The following is a 14,672-nucleotide window of genomic DNA, read 5'->3' as shown; positions in this document are numbered from 1 at the left end:
GCGTCGGGGCGACGCCGACGGCGTCGCCCCGACCTCCTGCGGCCGGTTACTTACCGGCGGCCGCACCGTTCTTGATCGCGTCCTGCCAGGCCGCGCCGGGCTCCTGGCCCTGCTCGACGGCGCGCAGCGCGTTCTCCACCGCGGTCCGTACGGCCTGGTTCTTCGGGCCGAGGTAGACCGGCTTCAGCTCGGTGGCACCGGCGGCGAAGATGGTGCCGGTCGGCGCGTTGTTGAAGTAGTCGTTGGTGGCCGCGGAGACCGCCGGGTCCGACAGCGCCTGCGGCGACGACGGCAGGTTGCCGACCTTCTTGAACGCCTCGACCTGGCCCTTGGCGCTGCTCAGGAACTTGGCCAGCTCGGCGGCCTCCTTCTGGTGCTTGCTCGACTTCGGCACGCCGAGGAAGGAGCCGCCCCAGTTGCCGCCGTTGCCGGGGGCCTTGGCGATGTCCCACTTGCCGGCCGCGGCGTCACCGGCCTGGCCCTTGATGACACCGGTCATCCAGGCGGGGCAGGCGATGGTGGCGAAGGTCGCGTTCTTGAAGCCGGCGTTCCACTCGTTGGAGAACGACTGGAGGTTGTTGGAGAGCCCGGCCTGGATCATCTTGGTGGTCAGGTCGAACGAGTCCTTGACGTCCGGGTTGGTGTCCAGGACCAGCTTGTTGCTCTTGTCGTAGTAGGTGTAGCCGCTGCCGGCACCGGCGACCTGGCTCAGCACCACGTTGAAGAAGTTGGTCGCGGCGTCGACGAACTTGTTCTTGTTGTCGGCGGCGGCGAACTTCGTGCCGGTCTCGATGAACGCGTCCCAGGTCGGCCAGAGCTTGGCGACCTCTTCGCGGTCGATCGGCAGGCCGGCGGCCTGGAACAGGTCGGTGCGGTAGCAGATCGCCATCGAGCCGACGTCGGTGCCGAGGCCGAGCACCTTGCCGTCGGGGGTGCTGCCCTGCTCCCACTTCCACGGCAGGAAGTTGCCCTTGAGCTCGTTCGCGCCGTGGTCGGCCAGGTTCACGAACTTGTCGGCCTGGGCGTAGAACTGCACGATCGTGCCCTCTTCGATGGCGACCACGTCGCCCGCGCCGGCACCGGCGGTGATCTGCTGGGTCAGGCGGGTGTTGTAGTCACCCAGGCCCAGGCCCTTGCCGCGCTCCTGGATCTTGATGTTGGGGTTGTCGGCCTGGTACTGCTCGTACAGGGCCTCGTACCCGAATCCCTGGTCGCCGAAGACGTCGACGATCAGCGTGATCGGCTCGTTCGGGTCGGCCGAGTCCGAGTCGTTGCCACAGGCGGTCGCGGCGAAGACCGCGACGGATGCGAGTGCGGCAGCCGCGATCCGCCGACGGCGGGGCGTGACGATCATCCTGACCCCTCTCAGGTCGTGATGTCTTTCTTGGTGGTGGGGGATCTCTCCGCACACGGAACTCGGTGTCGTGGCGTGGACCACACACCGCCGGGAGCGCTCCCATGAGATTGCCGACACGTTTCCTGAGTGTCAATAGACCCCTGGGAGCGTTCCCATTTCGTTACCCCGGGCACCGCGGGACACGGTCCCTGATCGCCGTGATCAGGGACCGCACGGCACGACACGCCGACGACCCGCCCGACTTACTCCCTGATCACGCGGATCTTGGGGCGGGGCGGGGCGGGGGCCACTAAAGGCAGGCGGGGGTCAGGCCAGGTGGCGTAGCAGGGTGGTCACCCGGTCCGGGGCGAAGGTCCACGGGTCGAAGGGGCGGCCGATCCACATGTGCAGTTCGGCGTAGCGGGGGTGGCCCGGGTCCGACACCGCGGTCAGGAACTGCTCGTAGCCGAACGCGCCACCGACGTCCTCCGGCGGGCAGGCCCGCCCCCCGTCGACACAGACCGGGTACCGCTCCCCCGGCTCGGCGCCGAAGACGTCCTCCACCACGATCTCGTGCTCCCACCAGTCGCCGAAGTCGTACGTGTAGAGGAACCGGGTTCCCTTGGCGGCCACCCCGTCCAGCCGTACGTCCAACTCGTCGCGCAGGGTCAGTTCACCGTCCGGGTCCGGCTCGCCGTACTGCTGGCCGCCGATGTCGAACGAGTGCAGGTGGCAGTCCTGCCAGCCCATCGCGTGCTGGAGCACCCGGTGCAGCCGGTCGAGGGTGTAACCACCCGGCACGAGCACCCGCCGCCACACCGGCGGGGACACGTCGGACAGCGAAACCTTGAGCTGGAAGATCTGACGCGGCATGGCCTGGCATCCTTCGGGCTAGGCTTCCCCCATGATCTGCCGCGCGTGCCGGGAACGCCGACACGACGACTGTCGGGGTCGCAACTGGTGCGACTGCCAGCACCGTACCGCCGTACCGACCCCTCCCGTGACCGGTCCGGCCGGCGAATGACCGCCATCCGCCGTTTGTCACCCGATCCGGCCGGCGCCGGCCTCGACGACGACACGATCGCCGACCTGTACGGCCGTCCCGCCGCCCCGACCCTGCGGGTCAACTTCGTCGCCAGCGCCGACGGGGCGGTGGAGATCGAGGGCCACTCGGCGGGGCTGTCCGGCGGGCCGGACAAACGGGTGTTCGGCGTCCTGCGGATGCTCTGCGACGCCCTCGTCGTCGGCGCCGGAACGCTGCGCCACGAGGGCTACCGGGCGCTGCGCCTCGACGACCGGCGCCGGGCCTGGCGGGTGGCGCACGGGCTGCCGCCGTACCCGACGCTCGTCGTGGTCTCCGGCGCGCTCGACCTGGACCCCCGGCAGGCGGCGTTCGCCGACGCACCGGTACGGCCGGTGATCCTGACCCACGGCCGGGCACCGCAGCGCCCCGACCTGGCCGAGGTCGCCGATCTGGTGACCGTCGGCGACGACGCGGTCGACCTCGGCGCGGCGGTCGACCTGCTGCGCGGACGCGGGCACCGGCAACTGCTGTGCGAGGGCGGGCCGCAACTGTTCGGCGGGCTGACCGCCGCCGACCTGGTCGACGAGGTCTGCCTGACGGTGTCACCGCTGCTCGCCGGTGCCGGCGCCGGCCGGATCACCGCCGGGCCGGCGAGCCCGCCACGCACCTTGCGGCTGCGCCACGCGCTCGCCGCCGACGACGTCCTGATCCTGCGCTACACCCGCTGACCTGGAGTTCCGTGGCCCATCCCGACGTGCTGCGTCCCCCGGTGCCGGCCGCCCCGGCCGCGCGACCGCCCCGGCCCGCCGCCACCACGATCGCGTTCGCCGTGATCGTCGTCGTGGCGCTGGCCTACCGGACCGGCCTGGTCGTCGTCGACATCCCACCCGCGAACAGCGACGAGGCCACCGCCGGCCTGGCCGCGTTGCACATCGGGCAGGGCCGGCACTGGCCGGTGTTCTTCTACGGGCAGCACTACATGGGGACCCTGCACTCGTATCTCGCCGCCCCCGCGGTCCAGCTCTTCGGCACCCAGTGGTGGGCGCTGCGGATCCCGGCGCTGGCGGTGTACGTCGTCTTCCTCGTCCTGGTCTTCCACCTGACGAAGCGGCTCTACACACCGTGGTTCGCCGTGTTCGTCGCCGGGCTCCTGGCGTTCGGCTCCGACCGGATCGTCAAGAACCAGATCATCGGGGCCGGCGGCTATTCCGAGATCGCCGCCGCGACGGCCGCCGTCATGCTGGTCGCCGTCGTACTGACGATGCGACGGGCCACCGCGAAGCCGCTCGGCTATCTGCTGTGGGGCGGCCTGGCCGGGTTCATCGCCTGGACGCACTGGCTCGGCCTGCCGTACGTCGCCGTGTCCGCGGCCCTGCTCGCGGTCCTGACCCGCCGGGACCTGCGGGTCCGGGCGGCCGCCCTCGCGGCGGTCGGCTTCCTCGCCGGCTGCGCGCCCCTGCTCTGGCACTTCGTGTTCTCCGGGCGGAACCCGCTGTCGGTGTTGCTGTCGGTGAGCGGCGCGGAACAGCCGGCGTCCTGGCCCGACCGGGTCCACGGGGCCGTGGTGCTGGGCCTGCCGCTGGGTTCCGGCCTGTGCGCGCCGGGCGACTGCCGGCCGTGGCAGCTGTGGTGGGGGCCGGCGTACCTGGTCCTGCTCGGTGTCGCGGTCTTCCTGTCCGTACGCGCGGCCCGGCGCGCCGAGGGGGTGCGGCGGGCGCGGGCGGCCGGCCGGACCGCGCTGGCGGCGGGCGGCGCACTCACCCTCGCGGCCTACCTGGTCAGTTCGTCGGCGGCGAGCACCCCGATCGAGAGCGCCCGCTACCTGCACTACGGGCTGCTGTCGCTGCCGGCCGTGCTCTGGCCGGCGTGGCGATGCGCGACGACGCTCGTACGGCGCCCGACGGCCGGCCGGCCCGGCACCCGGGTGCTCGCGGCGGCCGGGCTGGCGCTCCTCGTCGCGTTCACCGCGAACGCGGCGGTCGCGTCGGGGCAACTGGTCGCGCACCGCGACGTCTACGCCCGGAAGGCCGCCGACGAGCGAACCCTCGTGGCGTACCTGCGTGACCGGAGGCTGCACCACGTCTACTCCGAGTACTGGACGTGCAACCGGCTGAACTACGTGACCGCCGAAGACGTACGGTGCGCGGTCCTCGGGGACGACCTGCGCCCCGGCCACGACCGGTACCTGCCGTACCGGGCCGCGGTCGGGCGGGCCGACCGGGTGGCGTACGTGCTGCCGGCCGGCGGCCCGGCCGACGACCGGCTCGCCCGGTTCGCGGACTCGTCCGCGCACCCCGTGACGGTCGAGCAGGTCGCCGGATACCGCGTCTACGAGTTCGCCGGCCGGGTCGAACCCACCTGACGGACCGCTCCCCTGGCCTGACGGCCGCTCCCGACCAGACGGGCCCGCTCCCTGATCGTCGTGATCAGGGAGCAGCCGGCCCGCCACGCCGACAACCCGCCGGACCTACTCCCTGATCACCCGGGTCTTGAGGGTGGTGGTCAGGGTCTCCACCGCGGCCACTTCCAGGGTGTGGGCTCTGGCCAGGGCTTCTCCGGTCCTGGTGAACAGGGTCGTCACCTCGTCCCCGGTCAGGGGTGGGTGGTCGGCGTGGGTCCGGCTCAGGTCCTGAAGGGCGGCCGCGGCGGCGGCCGCGGTGTCCCGGCCCGCGTCGCCGTCGGCGACGACCGCCCCGCCGAGTTCGGCGGTCAGCTCACGCATCCGCGCGAACGCCGGCACCGACGCCGGGAACGCCGCCTCGGCCACCCCGTGCCAGGCCCCGGCCGCCGCGTCGAACGCCCCGGCGACCTCGACCAGCTCCGGAACGTCGAGCAGCCCGGCCGCCTCGCGCAGGAACCCGGCGTACAGCCCGCGCAGGTGCCCGCCGGTGATCCCGGCCGGCGACACGCCCTCCCAGACCGACAGCAGCGCCCCGGTCAGCCCGGCACCGTCGGCGAACACCTTCGGCCAGCCCTTCGCGTTGCGGCCGTCGGTCATCAACCGCGACCACTTGCGCCAGGCCGGCAGCGAGAACGACGCCGACGGCGCCGACAGGTGCGCGGCGCAGTCGGCCAGCCCGGCGACGACCGCGCCGCGCACGGTCGCGTCGTCCAGTTCCAGGCCCGCCGCCGGCCGGGCCTCGACGAGCAGGTTCCTGTACGACACCACCCGCCCCCGCGCCCGGTCCAGGTCGGCGCGGTCCACGGTGAGCGGACGGAGATTGCGGTCGTCGACGCGGATCCCGGTGCCGGCGCGGGCGTACGCGACGACCGGGTGCCCGCCGTGCCCGTCGTGGTGGGCCGGCAGGTGCCAGTAGCCGACGAGTTGCCGGTCCGGCAGCACGATCGCCGGCCGGCCGGCGTCGAGGGCGGCGTCCAGCGCGGCCGCCGCTCCCCTGGCCCCGGCGGTACGGTGCACGTCGGCCGGGATCCCGAGCCGGGCCAGGGTGTCCGGCGTCCAGGTCTGGTACTGCCAGCGGTTGCGGAATCCGAGCGTCACCCAGCAGGTGCGGTGGGCGGCGAACTCCCACAGGATGTAGCCGGCGCCGAGCCCGCCGCCGATCCCGAAGAGCATCGCCTCGGACAGTGGGCCGCCCGCGTGCCGTACCCGGTGGTGGGCCAGGACGTTGGCCAGGTTGGCGGACTCGGGGTGGACACCGCCGCGCAGCGTCCAGCCGTGGTCGACGGTCGGGGCGGGCTGGTCGGTGACCACGTGCCGCCGGGCGGTGAGGTAACGCTCGCCGGTGGCCGCCATCCGGGCCCGGATACGTTCCTTGAGCTGCTTCTTGCCGGTCATGTCGCGCTCCATACGGCCACCCGCGCGCCCGTTTCCCACGCCCGGTCGCGGTCGGCCGGATGATGTGGCGGACCTGACCCTGTCGCACGACCCGAAGCAGTCGCACATCCTGAGGCATTCTCAGATCCTGAGGCACCTGCGTCCCCTTTGCCTCCGCGTCGCCGGGCGGCGTGGGCGCCCGGTCAGGAGGTATGGCGTAGGACCCGCCGGCGACAGCATAGCGGCACCGCCGTGTCGTCCGGGGCCCCGGACGACACGGCGGTGCGGGTCACCCGCCGACGTAGGCCGCGAGGTGCTGGCCGGTGAGGGTGGAGCGGGCGGCGACGAGATCGGCGGGGATGCCCTCGAAGACGACCCGGCCGCCGTCGTGGCCGGCACCGGGGCCGAGGTCGATGATCCAGTCGGCGTGCGCCATGACCGCCTGGTGGTGCTCGACGACGATGACCGACTTGCCGGCGTCGACGAGCCGGTCGAGCAGGCCGAGCAGGTGCTCGATGTCGGCGAGGTGCAGGCCGGTGGTCGGCTCGTCGAGGACGTAGACGCCGCCCTTCTCCGCCATGTGGGTGGCCAGCTTGAGCCGCTGCCGCTCGCCGCCGGACAGCGTGGTGAGCGGCTGGCCGAGGCTGAGATAGCCGAGCCCGACGTCGGCGAGCCGGCGCAGGATCGCGTGCGCGGCCGGTATACGCGCCTCTCCCGCGCCGAAGAACTCCTCGGCCTGCGTCACCGGCATCGCGAGCACCTCGCTGATGTCCCGGCCACCGAGGTGGTATTCCAGGACCGCCGCCTGGAACCGCTTCCCCTCGCACTCCTCGCAGGTGGTGGCGATGCCGGCCATCATCCCCAGGTCGGTGTAGACGACCCCGGCCCCGTTGCAGACCGGACAGGCCCCCTCGGAGTTGGCGCTGAACAGCGCCGGCTTCACACCGTTGGCCTTCGCGAACGCCTTGCGGACCGGTTCGAGCAGTCCGGTGTACGTCGCCGGGTTGCTGCGTCGGGAGCCCTTGATGGCACCCTGGTCGACCGACACCACCCCGGCACCGGCCGGGATCGAGCCGTGGACGAGGGAACTCTTGCCGGAGCCGGCGACACCGGTGACGACGACGAGCACCCCGAGCGGGATGTCGACGTCGACCGACCGCAGGTTGTGCGTCGAGGCGCCGCGGATCTCGAGCGCGCCGGTGGGCGTACGGACCTTGTCCTTCAGCCGGGCCCGGTCGTCGAGGTGGCGGCCGGTGATGGTGCCGCTGGCCCGCAGCCCCTCGACGGTGCCCTCGAAGCAGACGGTGCCGCCCGCCGTACCGGCGCCGGGACCGAGGTCGACGACGTGGTCGGCGATCACGATCGTCTCCGGCTTGTGCTCCACGACGAGCACCGTGTTGCCCTTGTTGCGCAGCCGGCGCAGCAGGTCGTTCATCCGCTGGATGTCGTGGGGGTGCAGGCCCGCCGTGGGTTCGTCGAAGACGTAGGTCACGTCGGTGAGGGCGGAGCCGAGGTGCCGGATCATCTTGGTGCGCTGCGCCTCGCCGCCGGACAGCGTGCCCGACGGACGGTCCAGCGAGAGGTAGCCCAGCCCGATCTCCACGAACGAGTCGAGGATCTGCCGCAGGGTCGCCAGCAGCGGCGCCACCGACGGCTCGTCGAGGTCGCGGACCCAGTCGGCGAGGTCGCTGATCTGCATCGCGCACGCGTCGGCGATGCTGATGCCCCTGATCTTCGACGACCGGGCCGCCTCGCTGAGCCGGGTGCCGCCACACTCGGGGCAGGTGGTGAAGGTGATCGCCCGGTCGACGAACGCCCGGATGTGGGGCTGCATCGCCTCCCGGTCCTTGGTCAGGAACGACTTCTGGATCCGCGGGATCAGACCCTCGTACGTCACGTTGACGCCCTCGACCTTGATCCTGGTCGGCTCCTTGTGGAGCAACTCGTCCAGTTCCTTCTTGGTGAACCGGCGGATCGGCTTGTCCGGGTCGAAGAAGCCGCAGCCGCTGAAGATGCGGCCGTACCAGCCGTCGATGCTGTAGCCGGGGATCGTGAGCGCGCCCTCGTTGATCGACTTGCTGTCGTCGTACAGGGCGGACAGGTCGAAGTCGGTGACCGAGCCCCGGCCCTCGCAGCGCGGACACATCCCGCCGGTACGGGTGTAGGTCTGCTTCACGGTCTTTCCGCCACCGACCGTGATCGCGCCGCTCGCCCGGACCGAGGCGACGTTGAAGGAGAACGCGCCGGGTGAGCCGACGTGCGGCTGCCCGAGCCGGCTGAAGAGGATGCGCAGCATCGCGTTGGCGTCGGTGGCGGTGCCGACCGTCGAGCGGGTGTCGGCACCCATCCGCTCCTGGTCGACGATGATCGCGGTCGTCAGCCCTTCCAGCACGTCGACCTCGGGCCGCGCCAGCGTCGGCATGAAGCCCTGTACGAAGGCGCTGTAGGTCTCGTTGATCAGTCGCTGGGACTCCGCGGCGATCGTGCTGAACACCAGCGAACTCTTGCCGGAGCCGGAGACGCCGGTGAACACCGTCAACCGGCGTTTCGGAAGCTCGACGCTGACGTCCCTGAGGTTGTTCTCCCGCGCGCCGTACACGCGGATCAGATCGTGGCTGTCGGCGTCCTGCGGTCCGGTCGACTGGATGTCGGTCCCCGTGGCCGTGTTCATCGTCCCTCCATCCGTGCGGGCGCCCCGCCCGCCCGTTCGCGTCGGCGCCACCTGGCATGACCAGCTTCGAACGGTACGTCTGTTCTCCGCCGCCACCGGCTCATTCCGCGTGGGCGACGCGCCGTCCGCCGCGCCACCTCCTGGCGTACGGCAGCACGAACAGGTACAGGCCGGTGAAGAAGAGCAGGGCGAGCGGGAGCAGCGGCGAGAGGTAGACCCATTCGGCGGGCTCCTCCTGGGTCAGGACGACGACGGTGACGACGACGAAGGACGCCGTGAAGGCCATGGACATCCAGCGGTGGATGCGCCGGACCCACTTGTTCGAGTTCATCGGGATCTCCTCTGCGGACGGCGGCCCCGCCGACCTGGCGGCCGCTGAGGCGTTCAACCCGTCCTGGACGGTGGCGGTGAAGGGCAGGGGCGACCCGCCGTACCGGTCGACGGACGGCGGGTGACGGCGACGGGCGCCGGCGGGCTCAGCGCAGTTCCTGGATCCGGACCATGTTGCCGGCGGGGTCGCGGACGGCGCAGTCACGGATGCCGTACGGCTGGTCGGTCGGTTCCTGGACGACCTCGGCGGCGCTGGCCCTGATGCGCGCGAAGGTGCCGTCGAGGTCGTGGGTCGCCAGGTTGATGCCGGCGTACGTGCCCTTGGCCATCATCTCGGTGATGGTGCGGCGCTCGTCGTCGGTGAGGCCGGGGTCGACGGCCGGCGGGTGCAGGACGATGGAGGTGCCGGGCTGGTCGGCGGGGCCGACGGTGATCCAGCGCATCCCCTCGTATCCGACGTCGTTACGGACCTCGAAGCCGAGGGTGTCGCGGTAGAAGGCCAGCGAGGCCTCCGGGTCGGTCTGCGGCAGGAAGCTCGAGTGAATCGTGATGTCCATGCCAGTCACGCTAGGTGCGGCCCACGGCCGGCGCTTCTCGATTCCTGATCGGTCTGGTCACCTGTTTCGCCACGCAGGACGGCATCCCCGCCGTCGCGCGCGTCGCCTGCCGGCGATACACGCTCGGTGGCACACCGACCAGCTCGGTGAAGCGGGTGCTGAAAGTACCCAGCGAGGAACAGCCGACCGTGAAACAGACATCGGTGACGCTGAGATCGCCACGACGCAGCAGTGCCATCGCGCGCTCGATCCGCCGGGTCATCAGATAGGCGTACGGCGACTCGCCGTACGCCCGCCGGAACTCGCGGCTGAGGTGCCCGGCCGACATGTTCACGCCTCGGGCCAACGCCTCGACGTCCAGCGGCTGGGCGTACTCCCGGTCGATCCGGTCCCGGACGCGGCGCAGCCGGGCGAGGTCGAGCAGGTGCTGTGCCGCGGCGGATTTGCTGGTCACCTGCCCGATGGTGCCACAGCGGGGTGGCCCGGTAACGCCCCGCCGGCCGGTCACCGGCCCGGTGCGGGACGGGGCGGGATCGGCGGCCAGGCGGCCGCCGGCTCCGGGCGGGGCACCGCGCGCAGCTTCTCCGGGTTCAGCTGGTGGTAGAGCGCCACGATCGCACCGTCGGCCACGACCGGCGCGACGACCACGAGGAGGCCCCCGGCCTCGACGACGAGGCCGAGCCGGCCGTTGACGAGCACCGGCTCGCCGCGCGGGTCCCGGCGCCGGGCCTGCCGGAACACCCCGGCGACGAACCGCGCCACCTCCTGCGCCCCGACCAGCGGCCGGCGGGCCGACGGCGCCAGCCCGCCGCCGTCGCCGATGAACTCCACGTCCGGGGCGAGCACCCGGACCAGCCCGGCCAGGTCGCCGTCGTGCGCCGCGGCCAGGAACGCGGCCAGGACCCGGTGCTGCTCGGCCAGGTCGGCGCCGGCGGACACGCGGGCCGCCGGCGCGGCGTCGACGGCCCGCCGGCCGCGGGAGGCGAGTTGGCGGGCGTTCGCCGGGCTGACGGCGAGGACCGCCGCGATGTCGGCGAACGGCACGCCGAACACGTCGTGCAGGACGAACGCCACCCGCTGTTCCGGGCTGAGCCGCTCCAGCACCACAAGCAGCGCCAGGCTGACCTGTTCGGCGCGGACGGCGGTCTCGGCCGGGTCGTCGTCGGCCGCCGGCAGCCGGGACACCAGCGGTTCGGGCAGCCACGGACCGACGTACGCGGCGCGGCGCACCCGGGCCGAGCGCAGCACGTCGAGGCAGATCCGGGCGACGACGGTGGTCAGCCAGGCCCGGAGGTCGGCCGCGTCGGGGCCGGCCGCGGCGTACCGCAGCCACGCCTCCTGCACCGCGTCCTCCGCGTCCGCCCGGGTCCCCAGCATCCGGTACGCCACCCCGAACAGGTGGGACCGGTGGGCTTCGAAGGCTTCGGGCATGGCCGGTCGACCGTCGTCAGCAGGTGGAGTGGAACAGGCCGGCGACCGGGGTGGTGTCGACGAGGTCGTTGTAGACGGTGACGGCCTCCTCGGTCGCCAGGACGTGCACGGTGACGCCCCGTTCCTCGAGCAGCGCCAGCGTCTCCGGGGTGACCTGCATCCGCAACTCCATCCCCCGGGACAGCACCACGGTGGTGGCGCCGGCGGCGAGCAGTTCCTCGACGTCGGCGGGCTGGATGCCGGGCTGGTGCTGGGTGCCGGTCTCGGTCCAGTCCCACGGCCGGCCGCCGCCGGGGTAGAGCTTGAAGTCCTTCCCGGTCCCGACGCCCTCGATCTCCATCCGCCCCCACGAGACGGCGAGGATCCTCGGCGACCGCGCGTCCGTACCCATTCGTGCCTCCTTCGGCGGTGACCGGCAAAGGCTACCCACCCCACCGCCCCGGTCACCCAGCGGCGCCGAGAAGTGACGCAATGTACGGACACGCCGGGTACGCCGTCGAGGTTTCGGCCGTGTCGGTGGGGTGGGGCAGGATACTTGTCGTGACTGACGGAGAAAGCGGGACCGAAGGGGGCGGCGAGCCGGTCGGGCGGGTGCTCGGCACCGCCGACGCGACCCCGCTCTCGTTCTGGACCGCCGTCGCACCGGACAGCTTCCTGCAACTCGACGACGTCGTGGTGACCCGCCGGGAACTGCCCGACCGCGAGCCGGTGACGATCGCCGGGGTGGTGACCCAGGTGCGGGCCCGCCACGAGGGTGCCCAGTTCGACTCCGACGTGTTCGCCATCGCCGACGGCACGCTGCCCGCCCAGGTGCAGGAGGCGGCCGAGATCACCACGACCCGGGTCGACCCGGAGGTCTACGTGCCGCCGTCGCCGGGTGCGCCGGTGCACCGCGCCGAGGGCGACGCCCGCGCACGGGCGCTGCACTTCGACCGGATGGAGCGGCGGATCCCGATGGGGACCGGCCGGGACGGGGTGCCCGTCTATCTCAACGCCGACTTCCTCGACGGGCAGCGTGGCGCCCACGTGTCGATCTCCGGCATCTCCGGGGTGGCGACCAAGACCAGCTTCGCCACGTTCCTGCTCTACTCGGTGTTCCGGTCCGGGCAGCTCGGCGGCGACGCGGTCAACGCCAAGGCGCTGATCTTCAACGTGAAGGGCGAGGACCTGCTCTTCCTCGACCACCCGAACGCCCGGCTCGACGAACCGACCGTGGCCGCGTACGCGAAGCTGGGCCTGCCGGCGGGGCCGTTCCCGGACGTGCGGGTCTACGCCCCGCCCCGGGTCGGCGACCCGAACGGCACCCCGGACGTCACCAGCCGGACGGCCGGCGTCGACAGCTTCTACTGGACACTGGCCGAGTTCTGCGCCGACGGCCTGCTGCCGTACGTCTTCGCGGACGCCGACGACGAGCGCCAGCAGTACACGATGGTGGTCCACTCGGTCGCCGCGCACCTGGCCCGGCACGCCCGGCCGGCCGACGGCGGGATCAGCCTCGACGGGGTGCGGATCGGCTCGTACGGCGATCTGGTCGACCACGTCGTGGAGCAGGTCAACGACGAGGAGACCCGCCGCGAGTGGGCCGGCAGCGCGGTCGGGCTGGGCACCGTGAACGCGTTCGCCCGCCGGCTGATCGGCAGCAAGAAGGACCTGGCCCGGCTGATCCGCGGCGACCTGGCGACCCGCCGGCCGCACACCATCAACACCGCCGACAGCGCCCAGGTGACCGTCGTCGACCTGCACAACCTGCCGGACCGGGCGCAGCGGTTCGTGGTCGGTGTGACGCTGAAGAACGAGTTCACCCGCAAGGAGAAGGCCGGCACCGCCAAGCCGCTGCTGTTCGTGGTGCTGGACGAGCTGAACAAGTACGCCCCCGCGAGGGCTCCTCGCCGATCAAGGAGGTGCTGCTCGACATCGCCGAGCGGGGCCGCTCGCTCGGCGTGATCCTGGTCGGCGCCCAGCAGACCGCCAGCGAGGTCGAACGGCGGATCGTCACCAACTCGGCGATCCGGGTCGTCGGCCGGCTCGACCCGGCCGAGGCGTCCCGCCCCGAGTACGGCTTCCTGCCGCCGGCCCAGCGCCAGCGGGCCCTGCTCGCCAAGCCCGGCACCATGTTCGTCAACCAGCCCGACATCCCGGTCCCGCTCTGCCTGGAGTTCCCGTTCCCGGCCTGGGCGACCCGCAAGTCCGAGGCGGGCGACGCCCCGTCGGAGACGCTGCGGTCGCTGACCCAGGCCGCCGACCCGTTCGCCGTGGTCGGCGCCCGCGCCGACGACGACATCCCGTTCTGACCCGGAGGCGGCCGTGAAGATCCTGCACACCTCCGACTGGCACGTCGGCAAGGTCCTCAAGGGACGGTCCCGGACCGACGAGCACATCGCGGTCCTCGCCCAGGTGGTCGCGATCGCCCGCGAGGAGTCGCCCGACCTGGTGATCGTCGCCGGCGACCTCTACGACACCGCCGCACCGACCCCGGACGCCACCCGGCTGGTCACCCGGGCGCTGTCGGCGCTGCGCGGCACCGGCGCCGCCGTCGTCGCGATCGGCGGCAACCACGACAACGGCGCCGCCCTCGACGCGTTGCGGCCGTGGGCCGACGCCGCCGGCATCACCCTGCGCGGCTCGGTCCGCGACAGCGCCGCCGAGCACGTGCTGACCGGCACCACCGAGGGCGGCGAGCGGTGGCGGCTGGTCGCGCTGCCGTTCCTGTCCCAGCGGTACGCCGTACGCGCCGTCGAGATGTACGAACTGAGCGCCGCCGAGGCGGTGCAGACGTACGCCGACCACATGGGACGGCTGTTCGCCAAGCTGACCGAGGACTTCGACGAGGCGGGCGTGGTCAACCTGATCACCGCCCACCTGACGGTCGTCGGGGCCCGCACCGGCGGCGGCGAACGCGACGCGCACACCGTCATGGGCTACGCCGTACCGGCGAGCGTCTTCCCCACCGGCACCCACTACGTGGCCCTCGGCCACCTGCACCGCGCGCAGCAGGTCCTCGGCCCCTGCCACATCCGCTACAGCGGCAGCCCGCTCGCGATCGACTTCGGCGAGGAGGAGAACGCCCCGTCGGTGGCGGTCGTCACGGTCGGCGCCGGCCAGGCGGCCCGGGTACGCGACGTACCGGTCACCTCGGCGGTGGGGCTGCGCACCGTACGCGGCACGCTGGAGCAGCTGGCGGCGCTGCCGGCCACCGACGACTGGCTGCGGGTGTACGTCCGCGAGACGCCCCGCGCCGGCCTGCGCGAGGAGGTGCAGGACCTGCTCCCCCGCGCCCTGGAGGTACGCGTCGACCCGGAGATGCTGCCGACCGCCGACGCCCGCAACCGTGCCGCCCAGCGGGCCGGCCGCTCGCCGCGCGAACTGTTCGGCGACTACCTCGACAGCGTGGGCCACGGCGACGACGGCGTACGGGAACTGTTCGACGAGCTGATGGAGGAGGCGAGCTCTTAACGTGGGCCAGCCACCGGAAACCCGCCACCGCCCCTTCGACCCGGTGACCGACGAGGGAGGCGAGTAGACAGTGGGCCAACCACCGGAAACCCGCC

At 72.4% G+C, this 14,672-nt stretch carries 13 protein-coding genes and 1 pseudogene; 5 read left to right on the top strand and 9 right to left on the bottom strand.

Translation table 11 applies throughout. The features are described from left to right. Positions 1-46: 46 nt before the first annotated feature. The gene (locus Prubr_RS20830; RefSeq protein ID WP_212816593.1) at positions 47-1,354 is read right to left on the bottom strand and encodes an ABC transporter substrate-binding protein; all 1,308 of its coding nucleotides are present in this window, start codon (positions 1,352-1,354) and stop codon (positions 47-49) included. Positions 1,355-1,663: 309 nt separating this feature from the next. Next, a complete protein-coding gene (locus Prubr_RS20825) occupies positions 1,664-2,209 on the bottom strand; it encodes a plasmid pRiA4b ORF-3 family protein (protein ID WP_212816592.1) in 546 nt (181 codons plus the stop codon). 147 nt (positions 2,210-2,356) lie between these two features. Between Prubr_RS20825 and Prubr_RS20820 the strand changes: the two genes are divergently transcribed. Both Prubr_RS20820 and Prubr_RS20815 read left to right on the top strand, forming a co-directional pair. Continuing rightward, complete coding sequence (locus Prubr_RS20820) at positions 2,357-3,088, top strand: pyrimidine reductase family protein (RefSeq protein WP_212816591.1); 732 nt, start codon at positions 2,357-2,359, stop codon at positions 3,086-3,088. A gap of 11 nt (positions 3,089-3,099) precedes the next feature. Then, the gene (locus Prubr_RS20815) at positions 3,100-4,722 is read left to right on the top strand and encodes an ArnT family glycosyltransferase (RefSeq protein ID WP_212816590.1); all 1,623 of its coding nucleotides are present in this window, start codon (positions 3,100-3,102) and stop codon (positions 4,720-4,722) included. A 105-nt stretch (positions 4,723-4,827) separates the two neighbouring features. Here Prubr_RS20815 and Prubr_RS20810 read toward each other — a convergent pair whose 3' ends face one another. The 3 genes from Prubr_RS20810 to Prubr_RS20800 all read right to left on the bottom strand — a co-directional run bounded on the left by Prubr_RS20810 (position 4,828) and on the right by Prubr_RS20800 (position 9,098). Next, positions 4,828-6,156 carry a BtrH N-terminal domain-containing protein gene (locus Prubr_RS20810; RefSeq protein ID WP_212816589.1) on the bottom strand — a complete coding sequence of 443 codons (1,329 nt, stop codon included), beginning with the start codon at positions 6,154-6,156 and terminating at the stop codon, positions 4,828-4,830. A gap of 268 nt (positions 6,157-6,424) precedes the next feature. Then, positions 6,425-8,806, bottom strand: coding sequence for an ATP-binding cassette domain-containing protein (locus Prubr_RS20805; RefSeq protein ID WP_212816588.1), 2,382 nt, complete (start codon positions 8,804-8,806; stop codon positions 6,425-6,427). A 100-nt stretch (positions 8,807-8,906) separates the two neighbouring features. Continuing rightward, positions 8,907-9,098 carry a hypothetical protein gene (locus Prubr_RS20800; protein WP_246567423.1) on the bottom strand — a complete coding sequence of 64 codons (192 nt, stop codon included), beginning with the start codon at positions 9,096-9,098 and terminating at the stop codon, positions 8,907-8,909. Positions 9,099-9,108: 10 nt separating this feature from the next. Here Prubr_RS20800 and Prubr_RS20795 point away from each other — a divergent pair, with 10 nt between their 5' ends. Next, positions 9,109-9,261, top strand: coding sequence for a hypothetical protein (locus Prubr_RS20795; RefSeq protein ID WP_212828950.1), 153 nt, complete (start codon positions 9,109-9,111; stop codon positions 9,259-9,261). A 21-nt stretch (positions 9,262-9,282) separates the two neighbouring features. Here the strand turns inward: Prubr_RS20795 and Prubr_RS20790 are convergent, their stop codons facing one another. From Prubr_RS20790 to Prubr_RS20775, 4 genes are read right to left on the bottom strand one after another with little or no spacing between them, the layout of a single operon-like run. Continuing rightward, positions 9,283-9,693 carry a VOC family protein gene (locus Prubr_RS20790; RefSeq protein ID WP_212816586.1) on the bottom strand — a complete coding sequence of 137 codons (411 nt, stop codon included), beginning with the start codon at positions 9,691-9,693 and terminating at the stop codon, positions 9,283-9,285. 10 nt (positions 9,694-9,703) lie between these two features. After that, positions 9,704-10,147 (bottom strand): helix-turn-helix transcriptional regulator, encoded by a 444-nt coding sequence (locus Prubr_RS20785; RefSeq protein ID WP_212816585.1) that lies wholly within the window; start codon positions 10,145-10,147, stop codon positions 9,704-9,706. Between the two features lie 50 nt (positions 10,148-10,197). Further along, positions 10,198-11,124 carry an RNA polymerase sigma factor SigJ gene (sigJ, locus tag Prubr_RS20780; RefSeq protein ID WP_212816584.1) on the bottom strand — a complete coding sequence of 309 codons (927 nt, stop codon included), beginning with the start codon at positions 11,122-11,124 and terminating at the stop codon, positions 10,198-10,200. Positions 11,125-11,140: 16 nt separating this feature from the next. Further along, positions 11,141-11,515 carry an Mth938-like domain-containing protein gene (locus Prubr_RS20775; RefSeq protein WP_212816583.1) on the bottom strand — a complete coding sequence of 125 codons (375 nt, stop codon included), beginning with the start codon at positions 11,513-11,515 and terminating at the stop codon, positions 11,141-11,143. A gap of 149 nt (positions 11,516-11,664) precedes the next feature. Here Prubr_RS20775 and Prubr_RS20770 point away from each other — a divergent pair. Together Prubr_RS20770 and Prubr_RS20765 are read left to right on the top strand one after the other, a co-directional pair. Further along, positions 11,665-13,415 (top strand): annotated as a pseudogene (locus Prubr_RS20770) (ATP-binding protein). A gap of 13 nt (positions 13,416-13,428) precedes the next feature. Beyond that, positions 13,429-14,577, top strand: a complete 1,149-nt coding sequence (locus Prubr_RS20765) for an exonuclease SbcCD subunit D (RefSeq protein ID WP_212816582.1) — start codon at positions 13,429-13,431, stop codon at positions 14,575-14,577. The last annotated feature ends 95 nt before the right edge of the window (positions 14,578-14,672 follow it).

Origin of the sequence: Polymorphospora rubra, assembly GCF_018324255.1 — a bacterium.
Classification (GTDB): Bacteria; Actinomycetota; Actinomycetes; order Mycobacteriales; family Micromonosporaceae; genus Polymorphospora; species Polymorphospora rubra.
Note: the sequence above shows the minus strand (reverse complement) of the source record. Positions and strands in the feature narration are given on the sequence as shown.